This window comes from candidate division KSB1 bacterium, from assembly GCA_034521575.1.
In the GTDB taxonomy this organism is placed as follows: domain Bacteria; phylum Zhuqueibacterota; class Zhuqueibacteria; order Residuimicrobiales; family Krinioviventaceae; genus JAXHMJ01.
In genome coordinates this window covers 854,572-870,347 of record JAXHMJ010000002.1, presented here as the reverse complement: position 1 = coordinate 870,347, position 15,776 = coordinate 854,572, and the positions used below count along the sequence as shown (strand labels likewise).

The 15,776-nt window shown below is 44.8% G+C and carries 10 protein-coding genes and 2 pseudogenes; 9 read left to right on the top strand and 3 right to left on the bottom strand.

All coding sequences use genetic code 11. The annotated features are described in order from the left end of the window. The first annotated feature begins 75 nt into the window (after positions 1-75). From U5R06_06890 to U5R06_06850, 9 genes and pseudogenes are all read left to right on the top strand, one after another. A complete protein-coding gene (locus U5R06_06890) occupies positions 76-1,062 on the top strand; it encodes an L-histidine N(alpha)-methyltransferase (GenBank protein MDZ7722534.1) in 987 nt (328 codons plus the stop codon). Positions 1,063-1,142: 80 nt separating this feature from the next. Then, the gene (locus U5R06_06885; GenBank protein ID MDZ7722533.1) at positions 1,143-2,426 is read left to right on the top strand and encodes a rhodanese-like domain-containing protein; all 1,284 of its coding nucleotides are present in this window, start codon (positions 1,143-1,145) and stop codon (positions 2,424-2,426) included. A gap of 65 nt (positions 2,427-2,491) precedes the next feature. Beyond that, positions 2,492-3,139: a peroxiredoxin gene (locus tag U5R06_06880; protein MDZ7722532.1), complete on the top strand. Its 648-nt coding sequence runs from the start codon at positions 2,492-2,494 to the stop codon at positions 3,137-3,139. Between the two features lie 422 nt (positions 3,140-3,561). After that, positions 3,562-4,881 (top strand): lysine 2,3-aminomutase, encoded by a 1,320-nt coding sequence (ablA, locus tag U5R06_06875; protein ID MDZ7722531.1) that lies wholly within the window; start codon positions 3,562-3,564, stop codon positions 4,879-4,881. Further along, a complete protein-coding gene (locus tag U5R06_06870; protein MDZ7722530.1) occupies positions 4,881-6,290 on the top strand; it encodes a sodium:solute symporter family protein in 1,410 nt (469 codons plus the stop codon). Before ablA ends, U5R06_06870 begins: the two co-directional genes overlap by 1 nt. Before the next feature lie 107 nt (positions 6,291-6,397). After that, positions 6,398-7,147: pseudogene (ablB, locus tag U5R06_06865) on the top strand (putative beta-lysine N-acetyltransferase). Between the two features lie 89 nt (positions 7,148-7,236). After that, positions 7,237-8,109, top strand: a complete 873-nt coding sequence (locus U5R06_06860; GenBank protein MDZ7722529.1) for a DegT/DnrJ/EryC1/StrS family aminotransferase — start codon at positions 7,237-7,239, stop codon at positions 8,107-8,109. Beyond that, positions 8,106-8,465, top strand: a complete 360-nt coding sequence (locus U5R06_06855; GenBank protein MDZ7722528.1) for a DegT/DnrJ/EryC1/StrS family aminotransferase — start codon at positions 8,106-8,108, stop codon at positions 8,463-8,465. The genes U5R06_06860 and U5R06_06855 overlap by 4 nt, the downstream gene beginning before the upstream one ends. Positions 8,466-8,906: 441 nt before the next feature. Further along, positions 8,907-11,115: pseudogene (locus tag U5R06_06850) on the top strand (sodium-translocating pyrophosphatase). Positions 11,116-11,181: 66 nt separating this feature from the next. On the opposite strand, the gene U5R06_06845 reads toward U5R06_06850, so the two are convergent. The 3 genes from U5R06_06845 to U5R06_06835 are packed head-to-tail and all read right to left on the bottom strand — an operon-like array spanning position 11,182 to position 15,763. Further along, positions 11,182-13,227, bottom strand: a complete 2,046-nt coding sequence (locus U5R06_06845) for a HEAT repeat domain-containing protein (protein MDZ7722527.1) — start codon at positions 13,225-13,227, stop codon at positions 11,182-11,184. Positions 13,228-13,254: 27 nt separating this feature from the next. Next, on the bottom strand, positions 13,255-14,556 hold the full coding sequence (locus tag U5R06_06840) for a Gfo/Idh/MocA family oxidoreductase (protein ID MDZ7722526.1): 1,302 nt from the start codon (positions 14,554-14,556) through the stop codon (positions 13,255-13,257). Positions 14,557-14,566: 10 nt separating this feature from the next. Then, on the bottom strand, positions 14,567-15,763 hold the full coding sequence (locus U5R06_06835; protein ID MDZ7722525.1) for a Gfo/Idh/MocA family oxidoreductase: 1,197 nt from the start codon (positions 15,761-15,763) through the stop codon (positions 14,567-14,569). Positions 15,764-15,776 lie beyond the last annotated feature (13 nt).

The window sequence follows — 15,776 nt, the reverse complement described above, 5'->3', positions numbered from 1 at the left end:
TGAAATTTTACACTGCAGGGAAATGTTTCTATAACAGTTGTCTTATAATAAAGGATTAGTATGTCCATCAACTCGATGAATGTGTTGCAAAAAAAATCTACTGATATTAATTCACAAAATATATTTGAGCGGGATATACTTGCAGGTTTATCTTCCTCTCCCAAATACTTGTTCTCAAAATATCTTTATGATACGGCCGGAAGCCGTATTTTCCAGGATATTATGTCAATGCCCGAGTATTACCTTACGGACTGTGAGTTTGAAATACTGGTTGCTCATAAAAAGCGGATTGAATCATTGTTTTTTGAAAATGGGAACGAGATTGATTTGATTGAGCTGGGTGCAGGTGATGGAGCCAAAACCCGGATATTATTAGAATATTTTCTTTCTAAAAATAAACAGTTCAAATATATACCCGTTGATATCAGTAAAAACGCAGTGCTTGAACTGGTGGAACAATTGAATCATGACTTTGAAAGTCTTGTCGTGGATGGAAAGATTGGAGATTATTTCGAGGAAATACATAAATTAAATAAATATGATCATCATCCCAAAGTGCTTTTGTTCCTGGGGTCCAATATTGGGAACTATGAACCGCGGCAGGTCCAGCACTTTTTTGAACAACTCGCAAGTGTGATGGGACCGCAAGATCGTTTGTTTATCGGATTTGATTTGAAAAAAGACCCTTTTGCTATTTTCAATGCATATAATGATCCGCATGGGCATACCAAAAGATTCAACTTGAATTTATTAAACCACATTAATCGGGTGATGGACGCTGATTTTGATATTAGTGCTTTTCAGCATTATGAAAGCTATGATCCTCAGAGCGGTTTGGCGAAAAGTTATTTGATCAGCGCTCTGGAGCAAAAAGTTACTTTGAAAAAGCTTGATCGTACGATCAATTTTGCACATTGGGAACCCATTTTGGTCGAGATTTCCCAAAAATATGATGTTCCGATGATCAAGGAAATGGCTGCACAAAACGGATTCAGAATTATTGAAAACTTTAGCGACAGCCGGCAATACTTTATCAATTCACTTTGGCAGCCTGTGCAGTGAAAAGTCAAACACAGCCATGTCGGTTCAGGGTTTTTGACGGTTTTCCCAAGGTCTGTATCAAATAAAATATGGAGAATTTTATGTTTAACTCTGTCACGTCTTATCAGTTGCTCCAGGATATTGAAAAAGAAGATACGATGGTATTGGATGTGCGGCCCTCTGCGACTTTTAACGGATGGACGTTGAAAGATATGAACCGGGGGGGACATATTCCGGGCGCTGTGTCATTCCCGCTTGAATGGTTCGAAGAACTACAGATTGAAGAACTGGAGGAAAAACTGGACGCCAAGATTTCCGGCCGCTCTCATGTTATCATAACCGGTTTTTCAGGAAAAGATGCGGAAAAAGCCGGGCAACTGCTGACTAAACTCGGTTTCGATAATGTAACCCTGCATAATCCGGGTATGAAAGAGTATTCACTTGAACCCGGTTTACCACTGGATCATCTGCCCGGCTACCGCAAATTGGTTCCGGCTGTATGGCTTGATCTTTTACTCAAAAACCGGATCCAGGAAGAACAAATAGATTATTACGTGCTCGCTCATGTAAATTTCGATAACTGGGGAGATTATGACAAGGGGCATATTCCGGGAGCGATTTGGCTTGATACTCTGGACCTCGAATCGGAAGAGGACTGGAATCGCCGCAGCCCCCAGGAACTGGAAAAAGAACTTTGTAATCATGGTATCACCAAAGATACCACTGTCATTTTGTATGGTCGCACGTCGAATCCGAACATGTCTCAGGAGCATCCCGGAAAGCAGGCGGGACATCTGGGCGCTATGCGGGCTGCGTTGATACTGATGTATGCCGGTGTTCAGGATGTGCGCGTATTGGATGGTGGTCTGGACGCCTGGCTGCGTATTGGCGGAGCTGTGACCCGAAAAGAATTCTCTCCCAACCCTGTCAAAGAAACCGGTCTGAATATTCCAGAACATCCCGAATATATTGTCGATATGCCCAAAGCCAGAGAAATGATTGACGATTCCCGGGCTGAACTGGTCAGTATGCGCAGTTGGCCGGAATATATTGGAGAGGTCAGTGGTTATCACTATGTTAAACAAGCTGGAAGAATATCCGGAGCATTATGGGGTAATAACGGTTCTGATGCCTATCACATGGAAAATTACCGTAATCACGATGATACGATGCGGAGCTATGATGAAATAGAAGCAATGTGGAGTAAAATGGGAGTGACCCCCGATAAAAAGATCGCGTTTTACTGTGGAACAGGATGGCGGGCCAGCGAAGCATTTTATTATGCATGGCTGATGGGGTACAAACATGTTTCGATATATGACGGCGGCTGGTCAGAGTGGAGTTCTGAAAAGGAAAACCCGGTCGAGACCGGTACGCCTGCGTAAAACAGGTACAATAAAAGGTAAAAAAAATCAATAAATGAATAAAAAATAAAACAGGAGACTAAAACATGGAAGAAAAAATGAATATGCCACTGCTCGGCGACGATTTTCCGGAAATTCAGGTTGATACAACACACGGACCGATGAATATACCCGGGGATTTAAAAGGGTCCTGGTTTGTATTGTTCAGCCATCCTGCTGATTTTACACCCGTTTGTACAACTGAATTTGTCGGATTTCAAAAACGGTATGAAGAATTTAAAAAAATGGACTGCAAATTGATTGGCATGTCAATTGATCAGGTGTTCTCCCATATTAAATGGGTGGAATGGATCAAGGAAAAACTGGATGTACAAATCGAGTTTCCAATTATTGCCGCCAATGATCAAGTGGCTTTAAAACTGGGCATGCTGCATCCCGGAAAAGGAACAAATACGGTACGAGCGGTATTTGTGGGGGATCCGCAGGGAAAAGTGCGGCTGGTTCTTTATTATCCGCAGGAAATCGGACGTAATATGGATGAGGTTGTTCGTGCCGTCCGGGCTCTGCAGCTCTCTGATGACGAAAAAGTCGCAGTACCCGCCAACTGGCCGGATAATGAGTTAATCAAAGATCATGTTATTGTACCGCCGCCCAAAAACATCAAAGATGCTTCGGAGCGGTTGAAGCAATATGAAGGATATGACTGGTGGTTCTGCCACAAACCAAGAAAATAAGTATTCTGAAAGGCGGTATTTTTGAAATACCGCCTTTTTTATTTCCTTGGTGAAGAAAAATTGTTGTTCCATTCTACTTTGTCGGAGTGGTGTTTGGGTCCGTGTTTAAGATAAGTTTGATTCCATCTGTGCTCCGGGGAGTCGCTTTTGCCAATATTCTGCATAGTGTTCCGATAAACTCTGACATGCAAAAGTCAATGCCGTATAGTGGCCGATAATTACTTGACTTTTATGAAAAATATTGTATATTATATATAAACAAATAGTTAAATAATAATTTCTATTATCTTCCAAATGTTTCACACATTTGCTGTGAGCGAATTCTAGCCTTCTATTAAAACTTTATATTTCACGACTGCAAAGAAAGCTGTGGCTGTCACATATTGTGAATATCTGTTCATTAACTGATGAGGTATATATATATGTCTATCTATAATAAGAAACAAAAAACTCTGGCCAAAAAGATCGACTCTAAAGTCGTTCTGGATAAATGGAAAGACTGGCGCTGGCAGCGCAAGCACGTCATCACCACAATAGATGATTTTGAATTGCTGACCGGTATACAATTCCCTGCAGATGAACGTGGAAAACTTGAGCAAACTCTTGATAAATTTCCACTTTCGATTACACCTTACTATTTGTCCCTGATTGATCCAAAAGACTATAAAACTGATCCCATCTATATACAATCTTTTCCATCACCTTCTGAACTGATGATTAATGATTGCGAGATGGCGGATCCACTGGCTGAGGATAAAGACAGTCCCGCCGCCAATATTACGCATCGATATCCGGACCGTGTTTTATTTCATGTGAGCAATGTCTGCTCTATGTATTGCCGCCATTGTACGCGCAAGCGCAAGGTAGGAGATGTGGACTTTATTCCAAATAAGGAAATTCTGAGAGAAGGGATTGAATATATCAGAAATACTCCCAATGTTCGCGACGTCTTGCTTTCCGGCGGCGATCCTTTCTTATTGGGTGATAATTATCTCGATTGGCTCTTATCCGAACTGACATCAATTGAACATGTAGAGATTGTGCGCATTGGAACCCGGACACCGGTAGTGCTTCCGTATCGTATTACTGATAATCTGGTCAACGTGCTGCAGAAATATCAACCGATCTGGATCAATACACATTTCAATCATCCGCGTGAATTAACCACATCTTCACGCGAGGCGTTGAAAAAACTGGCCGATGCAGGATTCCCGTTGGGAAATCAGTCCGTGCTGCTGGCTGGAGTGAATGACTGTCCGCGTATTATGAAGACGTTGGTGCATAAACTGGTGCAGAACCGGGTACGGCCCTATTATCTGTATCAATGTGATCTTTCGGAAGGATTGGCGCATTTGCGTACACCTGTGGGTAAAGGAATTGAGATTATTGAAAGCCTCATTGGCCACACCAGTGGATTTGCCGTGCCCCGTTATGTTATCGATGCACCCGGCGGCGGCGGAAAGATTCCGGTGATGCCGAATTATTTGATATCCTGGTCTACCAACAAAGTCGTTTTGCGGAATTATGAAGGTGTCATTACCACCTATAAAGAACCCGACTCTTATGAACCGTTGTTTTGTGATCGGAACTGTGAAAAATGTGAACTTCAGCTCAATCTGGACAGTGCAGATGAGTACCAGTCAGTCGGCATCGCAAAACTGCTTGCTGATTATGATGGAGATTATTCTCTTGTTCCTCAGAGCAATGAACGGTTTGATCGTCGGGTTGAGGAAGTTGATTGATGCATTTTATTGATTTTGTTATCTTTGCAATTTATTTTATCGTGGTTCTGGGCATTGGTGTCTATTTTTTCAGAAAAAACAAAACCCGCAGTGAGTATTATGTCGGAGACCGCTCGATATCCGCTTCACATATTGGATTCTCCATTGTGGCCACTGATGTGGGAGGCGGGTTTTCGATTGGTCTGGGCGGCCTCGGGTTCCTCATGGGATTGTCCGGAAGCTGGCTCTTGTTCACCGGATTGTTGGGCGCCTGGCTTGCCGCTGTACTGGTGATCCCTAAAATTAAAAGCATTGATAAACAGGAAAATTTATTAACCTTTCCGGATTTTCTCAAACTGCACTATAACAATAAAGTGGTATTGGCTGCTGCACTGATTTCCGGAATCGGATATCTGGGGTTCACCTCGGCACAGATTCTTGCCGGGGCCAAACTGGCTGCAGGAACCGTCTTTGCGGGAGTGAATACAATAAATCCACTGGATTTGTCACTCTATATTATGACGGCGATCATTATCGTTTATACTGTAATGGGCGGACTCAAAGCGGTGATTTACACAGATACATTCCAATGGATGATTTTGTTATCCGGACTGATTCTTTTCGGGATTCCGTTCGCGTATATAAAAGTCGGCGGCTATGCAATGCTGCGGAGTGCACTGCCGGCGGAATTTTTCTCACTGACAAATCTGCATGTTTCTCAATTTATCAACTGGCTATTTACCATTGTACCGATTTGGTTTATTGCGATGACTCTGTATCAGCGTATTTACGCGTGTCGTAATGTTAAAGAAGCCCAAAAAGCCTTTTTTCTGGCGGGAATACTGGAATATCCTTTGATGGCATTCGCAGGGGTTATTTTAGGTATGATCGCCCGCATCTATTTCCCGGATGTCGATTCCGAAATTGCGATGCCCATGTTATTGAGAGAAATATTACCAATCGGTATCAAAGGGATCGTGATTGCCGCTTATTTTTCTGCTATCATGTCCACAGCTGACAGCTGTCTGATTGCTTCTTCCGGGAACTTTGTTAATGATGTTATTGAGGCCTTTTTAAATCGGCGTCTTTCACACAAGTCCATGATGCGGCTCAGTCAGGCGGTGACTCTGGTGATCGGAGTTATTACGTTTATCATTGCCAATTCTTATACCACTGTGTTGAGCATCATTTTGCATGCTTATTCATTTATGGTGGCCGGTTTGTTTATTCCGACTGTAATGGCTTATTTCAGCAAATATAAAAGTTCCCGCGCCGCATTGGTCAGTATGTTCGGAGGCGGCGGGTTTACACTGATTCTTATTTTTACATCCTTTGGAATGCCCTGGAATCTCGATGCGAGTGTGTGGGGGTTGTTGTTGTCCGCTTTTCTGTACGCCATTGTTATGTTTATAGAACTCAGGAATTCGTGAATTATTATGAAATTTGATACAATCGATAGAATCGGGAATTCTGTGATTCAACACGGAGTTTCCAACGATCGGGTGTAACCTGATGAAGCTCTGATCCCGAGAACACAAAGCAAATATTGCAACATATAGATAACCTTGCTGTTGAACAACAGTACTCTAAAATATTTGCAAAGATACCTTTTTCTGCGTCCGAGGCCTTTTTACAGGCCGGATACGAAAAAGAAGCAGAAATCCCCGGTTTTTACAAACAGAAAATGGATGCATGGTTTATGAGCCGTTTCTATACAACTGATCGTAAGAGGCTTGAACAGGAAACCAGCATCCGTATTAACCAGGTACGCCGGACCGCCATTGAAAAAACAATGTCCGATGAAAGGGCCCAGTTGCCGGATCTGTTTTCTATCCGGGAACTCTTGCCGTCGGATACCGGAGCTTTGACAGAATTGTACAAATTCGTATTTCCGAGTTACCCGTTTCCCATCTATGATCCGGACTATATAAAATCCACTATGCAAACACACGTACGCTATTACGGGGTTTTTGCAGGGGAGAGGCTGGTAGCTGCGTCATCGGCAGAAATGGATATTGAGAACGCCAATGCGGAGATGACGGATTTTGCCACGCATCCGGAGTATCGGGGCGAGGGGCTTGCTTTGTATTTACTGCGGGCGATGGAAGCCCGGATGCCGCGGTTTGAAATTTCAACCGTGTATACCATTGCCCGCGCTTTGTCCTATGGAATGAACATTACCTTTGCAAAACAGAGGTATCATTTTGGCGGGACACTGGTCAATAATACTCAAATTTCCGGGGGCTTGGAAAGCATGAACATTTGGCATAAATCTTTGATCTCTTAAACCCGCAATCATTTTTATTGAAAAGATTTGATTTTGTAAGATGATATAGCTACATTATCTGAAATTTCATTCAATAAAGGAGATCAGATATGAGTCAGTTGGCAGTACGAGGCGGGGAACCGGTTCGGACCGAGCCTTTTCCCAAGTGGCCAATATGGGGAGATGAAGAAATTGATAATTTGACTACGGTTGTAAAAAACGGACAATGGGGCTGCCTGAAAGGACAGGTTACCGAACAATTTGAACAAAAGTTTGCAAAATTTCAGGAAGCGAAATACGGTATTGCAGTGAACAGCGGCACAACGGCACTCCAGATTGCCTTGATGGCTGCTGATGTTCAACCGGGCTCGGAGGTGATTGTTCCAGCTTATACATTTATCGCTACGGCCACAGCCGTGGTCGAAATGGGAGCTGTACCCGTCTTTGTAGATATTGATCCGGAGACCTATAATATCGATCCCAACGCCATAGAAAAAGCCATTACTGAAAAAACCGGAGCCATTATGCCGGTTCATTTTGCCGGTCGTTCAGCTGATATGGACGCTATAATGGATATCGCGAAACAGCATCATCTCAAAGTCGTTGAGGACGCCGCCCAGGCATGGGGGTCGGAGTGGAAAGGACGCAGGCTGGGAGCTATTGGTGATGCCGGTTGTTTCAGTTTTCAGTCCTCTAAAAATATCAATGCCGGAGAGGGCGGAATTATTCTGACCAATGATGACACGGTAGCCAAATTTGCCCGCTCTCATTCAAATTGCGGCAGGAGCGAAGACGGTCTATGGTACGAACATTTTTATTTTGGCGGCAATACCCGAATCACAGAATTCCAGTCCGCAGTTCTCCTGGCTCAACTAGACCGCTACGAAGAGCTGATGAATATACGTCAGGAAAATATGCGCTATTTGAATACAAATCTGAAGGAAATTGATGGGTTCACCCGCTTGAGATACCGGACTCTGTGACTTCGCATTCAGTGCATTTGTATATTGTTCGATATGATCAAGACAAATTTGCAAATCTGCCTAAAACTGATTTTGTAGATGCGATGCGAAAAGAAGGTATTCCTACCAGTCCGGGCTACTCACTTCCTCTTTACAAACAGCCTGTATTTTTGAACAAATCTTTCGGCCCGCGTGGCTCCAAAGTTGATCTGCCGATAGATTACAGCGCGGTTGAATGCCCGATAACGGAACGGGCCTGTTATGAAGAGGCAATATGGTTCCCGCAATTTGTGATGTTGGGCGCTGAAAAGGATATGGATGATATTGTCGCTGCGGTTAAGAAAATATCAGAGAATGCAAACGATCTTGTTCAATAAACAGGGTCAGGTATGCTGAGAAGGGCAAAATAAAAAACGGTTGAAAAAAATCAGGAACTTTTTTCTGACTCTGATCATTAGATTTGGAAATGAAAGCACATGCAAAATGTGAACAATTGTAAAACTGGAACAAAAACATTGACTTGAAGATAAAGTTTTTGTAAATTTTTACTGTTCATTAAGAATTTAACGGCGGATGGTCTGCCTCCCCTCCGGTACCTGCTGACCCCCCCTAGGCAGGTACTTGACCATCCGCTTTTTTTATGTCCTTTCCTGAATCATATCATTGACACAGGCTGAATTCACTTTTATTTTTCAGTATGCTTTAATATTCTTGACATTATTTTAGATTTTGATTAAATTATGAGTTATTAATCTTTTTTCTGATTTCAATAAATACAATTAATCAATCAAAAATAAAACAATAACTAAGGAGAAATAATGTTAGAACCTCTATTTTGGCTGGTTCCATTCACCTCTGTAGTTGCTCTTGTTTTTGCTTATGTGTTTTTCAAAAGCATGATGAAAGAGAGCGAGGGAACTGAACGCATGGCTGAAATTGCTCAGCACGTCCGTGATGGAGCAATGGCTTATCTCAAACAGCAATACAAAGTTGTGCTTTATGTCTTTATTGTTCTCACCGCCCTTTTTGCCGTGATGGCAGTCTTTAACTATCAGAACGGCTGGGTATGGTTTGCTTTTCTGACCGGTGGTTTCTTTTCAGGCCTGGCAGGATTTTTCGGCATGAAGACAGCTACTTTTGCAGGCGCCCGAACTGCAAACGCAGCACGCCGTTCTCTGGACGGTGGTCTAAAAGTTGCTTTCCGCTCCGGCGCTGTTATGGGGTTGGTGGTCGTCGGATTGGTGCTGCTGGATATCTCGGCCTGGTTCATTGTTTTGAATCATTTTGTGGATGCTACCGGCGCACACAAAATGGCAATAATTACAACGACAATGCTGACTTTTGGTATGGGCGCTTCCACCCAGGCCTTGTTTGCTCGTGTTGGCGGTGGTATCTATACCAAAGCTGCTGATGTCGGCGCTGACCTTGTTGGTAAAGTCGAAGCCGGAATTCCCGAGGATGATCCTCGCAATCCCGCTACTATCGCTGATAATGTGGGCGATAATGTAGGCGACGTAGCCGGGATGGGCGCCGACCTTTATGAATCCTATGCAGGGTCCATACTCGCAACGGCTGCTTTGGGAGCGGCTGCTTTTACCTCGTCCGTGGGATTGCAATTCAAAGCTGTTCTCGCTCCGATGCTGATTGCCGCTGTAGGTACACTGTTATCTATTGTCGGTATTTTTGCAGTGCGCACCAAAGAAAATGCCACGCAAAAAACACTGTTAAAAGCTCTGAGCCGCGGTGTTAATCTGAGTACCTTTTTGATAATCGTTTTTTCATGGCTGATTCTCAAAGTCCTTGATTTACCCAAATATGTGGGGGATCTGGGCGGCCATTATTATCGGATTATTCACCGGCTGGATGATCGGAAAATCCACTGAATACTTTACCTCGGCTGCTTATAAACCAACACAGAATATCGCCCGTAACGCTGAAACCGGTCCCGCAACGGTGATTATCAGTGGAATCGGAACAGGTATGTTGTCCACAGCTATACCTGTGATTACGATTGTCGTTGGAACTATTCTTGCTTTTCTTTGTGCTTCAGGGTGGCCTGTAGGGAAAGAACTGATCAAACCCGAAGTGATTTCAACTGGTTTGTACGGAATCGGTATTGCTGCTGTTGGTATGCTTTCCACATTGGGTATCACTCTGGCGACAGATGCATACGGGCCCATTGCTGATAATGCAGGCGGTAATGCTGAAATGGCCGGCTTGGGTGAAGAAGTAAGAACCCGTACGGATGCACTGGATTCTCTTGGCAATACAACTGCTGCGACTGGTAAAGGCTTTGCCATCGGTTCGGCTGCATTGACGGCTCTTGCTTTATTGGCTTCCTATATCGAAGAGATTAAAATCGGTATGATTCGTCTTGGACAAACAACGTTGGAACTTTCTCAAGGCTCATCAGTCGAGACCGCGAACGCTCATTTGCGTGATTTTATGGATTATTTTAATGTCACGCTGATGAATCCCAAGGTCTTGCTCGGTATGTTTGTCGGCGCTATGATGGCATTTTTGTTCTGCGGCCTGACCATGACCGCTGTCGGACGAGTAGCCGGAAGTATGGTTGATGAAGTACGCCGCCAATTCAAGGAAATTAAGGGAATCCTGGAGGGAGAAGCCACTCCGGATTATGCGCGGTGTGTACTCATTTCAACCAAAGGCGCTCAGCGTGAGATGATGTTCCCATCTCTTTTGGCAATAGCCGCACCGATTGTCGTTGGTTTGTTTTTCGGCGTTCCCGGTGTGATGGGACTTTTGACAGGCGCATTGTCTTCAGGTTTTGTTCTGGCTATTTTTATGGCTGATGCAGGCGGCGCCTGGGACAATGCCAAAAAGTATATTGAAGGCGGTGCACACGGCGGCAAAGGCTCTGATGCCCATAAAGCTGCTGTTATCGGTGATACGGTCGGTGATCCGTTCAAGGATACCTCCGGGCCGAGTTTGAACATTTTGATCAAGCTCATGACAATGGTATCGATTGTTATGGCCGGCCTCACTGTTGCCTGGTCTTTATTATAGAAATGAAAAAAGGGGCTGTTTTACAGCCCCTTTTGGGTTTGAAAAGGGCATTGACTGCCCTTGTTTTTATTGATCCATCCGAATTAAAATGCTTTTTAAAACTTTGGTGTGGTCGGGGTTGTCTGTGATTTTTAACAGAGTATTTATCGTATCCCTGGTTAACTGTCTGTCGCTCCACCATACCTCCGGTATCATCGTCACCGCAGCGGTTATTGCCTCATCGCGCACATCCGACTCAAAGTACTCGCTAATGACCTTTAAAGAACGAGGTATAATCAGCTCTGACAAGCCGGATAATGCCAGACGTTTTTCCGCAGCTGTCGGCGCTTGATTTAGAATGAATTGATAAATGGAAACTTTGACCGGCGCCGAATATCTAGAGTCGGTTTTGGTGATTTTGTCAATTCCCCGAAGCGCAAGAATGCTCTGTTTTTGGTTCTGAGCGTTTAATGTGATGTTCATTAAATCGAAAATGGGAGCTGAATTGGGCCAGTTTGACAAGGCGCGAATCCCTGTCAGCACGATCTCGGGATCATTGTCTCGAAGCGTATTCGAAATTAGGGTATACGTATCGGGATCACCAATGCGTCCCATTAATTCCAGCAATCTAATCTTTTGATCTTTGTTTATATTTTGTTCAAAAGCAGCAAGAATGACCTGACTGCAATTGTTGTTTTCGGGTGCGCGTCGAATAATCTGTACAATCGCATTTTGAATATAATCTGCATTCGCGGTTTGGGACTGCAAGTCTAAAAAAGCTTGAATGATCTGGGGTAAATTTGACTCATCCGCTGTTTTACCAAGAGCGATCCAGGCGTCCCGCTGGATTCGCTTGTTGGTATGATCAAGATAGGACAGCAGCAGAGAATCCTGACCCTGTATTCTTCGGTTGCCGAGAGCCGTCAGCAGCAGGGACAATGACCGAGATGAAGCAGATTCCATCGCTTGAATGATTGCTTGGTCGGTCTGATTGCCCGGCAGATAGGATAATGTGTGCAGAACGGCCTCTAAATCAGATCGGGTCGTCCAGGAGCGATTGACCAACGCATCGACGGTAGACGCATTTCCAAGTTCAACAATGGCGTTAAATGCCGTCTCGCGAACCTCGTTGTTTTTTGAATCGAGTGCTGTCATGGGAACCGGTAAATACATATCATTGTTCATTTCTTGCAGTGAGGTGAGAAGAATGGTCTGATGGGCCGGTGATAACCGGCTGAAAATGGATTTCATCTCTTTCACACTGCAAGGTGATTCTGTCTCCTGAATCCATTGCAGCCCGGCAGTAACGAGTACACTGTCTTTTTGGTCGATAAATTGATTTATTCTTTCTGCAAACCGATGCGGTTCGGCATTGAGCAGGCGTCGACACGCCCCCATTTGAATGGAAATATGCTTGCTGGACAAAAGAGATTCATACTCATCCATAGATAGTTTTGGATTCCTATCTTCCAATTGGGCAGCTGCCTCCAGACGGGCGTGCTGCAGAACCGAGTTGTCAATCCGATGCTCCCGACCGGTAGCATCGGCTAATGCATTCAGGGCGGCATAGGAACCGATGTTTCCGAGCGCCGAGATTGCTGCAGAAGAAATGTCTGAATTACTGTGATTGATATATTCGGACAATAACTCGACTGAATTTTCATCGCGCCTGAACCCAAGCGTTTGGATGACTCCGATTTTAGATTTGGAAATAAGCTGCGGGCAGATCTCACGCAAAGCTGCTGATACGTCAGGATGCGGTATCCGGCTTAGAGCAAAAAGCGCCATATCATAGGTGGCGGGTTCAGACAGCATGCTTACAAGAGGTTGTACCGATTTCTCACTGCCGAGAAAGCTTAGCTTTTCACACAAAAATTGCTTAAATGCAAGCGAGTTGTCTTTTGTCAAAAAAGGCAGCAGCTGTTTTTCAATAAAAAGATTTGATTCTCCAGCATTGAGTTTGGAGACAATCATACTGTCGATTTGAGAAAGCACCAGTCTGCTGTCAGAGTATTGATAGGTTTGTGATTTTTCAAGTTTGTCCTTTAACGAGTTGGCAAAACCGGCCTGGATTTGCAAAAGCGCAAGCAGGAAAAATATCATTAGATTGAAACGCAGAGTTTTGAAATTCATTTTATCTATCCATTCTAATTAAACAGGTTATACGATTTTCCAGGGAGTACGCATAGGGCGGGAGAGCAGACGCGAGGCTTCCGGATCATTGATAATTGCTTCCGTTACGGGGTTAAATTTTATCTTTCGTTTTAGCAGCATGGCGATTTGTCCCAGGTGTCCCGGAGTTGCACTGCGGTGCGCAACTTCCGCCGGGGTTATGGTCGGACGTCTGGATTTCATACAGTCGATAAAATTTGCCCGGTGATCGTTTGACCGGTAAAGATGCACTTCGTCAGGGCCGAATGTCTCACGCACAAGAGATTCCGGATTTGTTTTGATGACGCCGCCGCGATTAACATATACCCAGCCATATTCTCCAATCCATCGAGTTCCCATGGGGATCTCCGGATATCCTCCGGCAATGATCATGGTGATATTCTCGGGATACTGCGCTTTTAAATAATAGCGGCTTGCTGCATCCCATGGCCCTGTTTTCGGATATTCTCCTTTGCCTTTTATTTCAAAAGGTCCGGTATGTTCCATACCCAATCCCCAGTGTGCGATATCGGCATGGTGTCCGATCCAGTCCAGCAGCTGTCCGCCGCCGAATGCGAGCTGCCATCGCCAATTCCAGTGCGTTTTAAACGGAATATAAGGCGTGTACGGCGCCGGTCCCAGCCATCTGTCATAATCCAGGGTTGCAGGCGGTGTCTGGATATGGTATTCTTCCGGGATGCGTCCGGAATATCCTTCCGGCAATCCGACTTGTACTGTGTGCACTTTGCCGATGCGGCCGTTTCTTACCAATTCGCAGCCGAACCGGAAATTGGACTGCGACCGCTGCCAGCTGCCGGTTTGCCATATACGTTGATTTGCTTGTACGGCATTGCAGATCGCCCGCCCTTCCGCCAAATTATGAGATAATGGTTTTTCGCCGTAAATGTCTTTTCCGTTTTCCGCGGCTTTGACTGCAATATATCCATGCCAATGATCCGGTGTGGCGAGCGAGATGGCGTCAATAGACGGGTCATGGATCAGCTTTAGGAAATCCGGGGTCGCGATGCAATTCTGGCCATGAACACTAACCATTTCCCTGGCCTTTTCAAGTCGGATTTCATCCACATCGCATACAGCCACAATTTGCGCATCGGGATTACCCAGAAATACCTGCATATTTGACGTGCCCATATTGCCCATTCCGATACACCCTATGGTTATTCGGTCGCTCGGCGCTGTCTTGCCGTTTTTGCCCAGCGCCGAACCCGGAATAATCAGGGGCGCGCCAAGGACAGCTGTAGCCTTTAATGTATGTTTAATAAAGGATCGACGGTTCACCTTTGAATTCATTCCCAACTCCTCAGTCTTTAATATCGATTTGCTTTTTCAGGTCTGCAGATTCGAGGATGGCATCGCTTATAACAGCGGCCTTGTACCCGTCATAAAATGTAGCTGCATCCGGAGAAACATTTTTGTCATTTACAATACAATCCAGAAAATGTGTCAATTCATGCACTAATGTGTGCTCCCAACCGAGCATATGTCCATGCGGCCACCAGTTTTTCAGCCAGGGATGATAAGATTCGCTGACCAGTACATTATGAAAACCCTGGGTTTCCGATGTTTCATCATCATGCCAATAAACATTCAGTTCATTCAACCGTTCCAGATTAAACATCAGACTGCCGTTTTCTCCATTGATTTCAAGTCGTTGATGATTTTTGCGCCCTGTTGCAAATCGTGAGGCTTCGAGTGTTCCCAGTGCGCCGTTATCAAATTCAACAAGAGCAGCGAACGCATCGTCCACATCAACCGGCCCGGTTCCGCTTCCGTCCGGTAGTTCGCGTTCAGGTATAAATGTTTTGGTTTTGGCCTGCACTGAAACCATCTCACCCAAAAGGAAACGGCTCAGATCAATAATATGTGTACCCAAATCGCCCAAAACACCGCTTCCGGCCTGTTCTTTGTTCATGCGCCAGAGTCGCGGTGTGTTATAAGCAGGAAGAAGCCACTCCTGCAAATAGACCGCACGAAAATGATAAATACGGCCCAGGGCGCCGGATTTGATTAAATTGCGTGCATGTACAAGCGCGGGTACAAATCGATAGTTAAAACCTGCCATATGTTTGACACCTGCATTTTCAACAGCATCAAGCATGTCCTTTGATTCCTCCGCAGTGCGTCCAAGCGGTTTTTCACAGAGAATATGTTTGCCCGCCTGTGCTGCGACGATGCTCGGTTCCGCATGCATAAAATTCGGTCCGCCGTTGCTGATTAACTGGATATCTTTATTGTCGATCATGTCACGCCAGTCGGTGTAGGCGTACTCATAGCCGTAGCGTGCTGCTGCAGATGTCACTGCGGATTTGTTACGTCCGCAAATTCCGACCAGACGGGGACGCGCCGGAGGTGTTTCAATCATATAGGGAAGTGATTTGAACGCATGCGAATGGGCTTTACCCATAAATGCATATCCCAGCATTCCGACTCCGATTTCAGGCAAATCGCCCTGTTTTTTTTCTTTGGCCAGGTGTGTGAATCCGGTTTCTTTACTCATAATAACCTCTTTT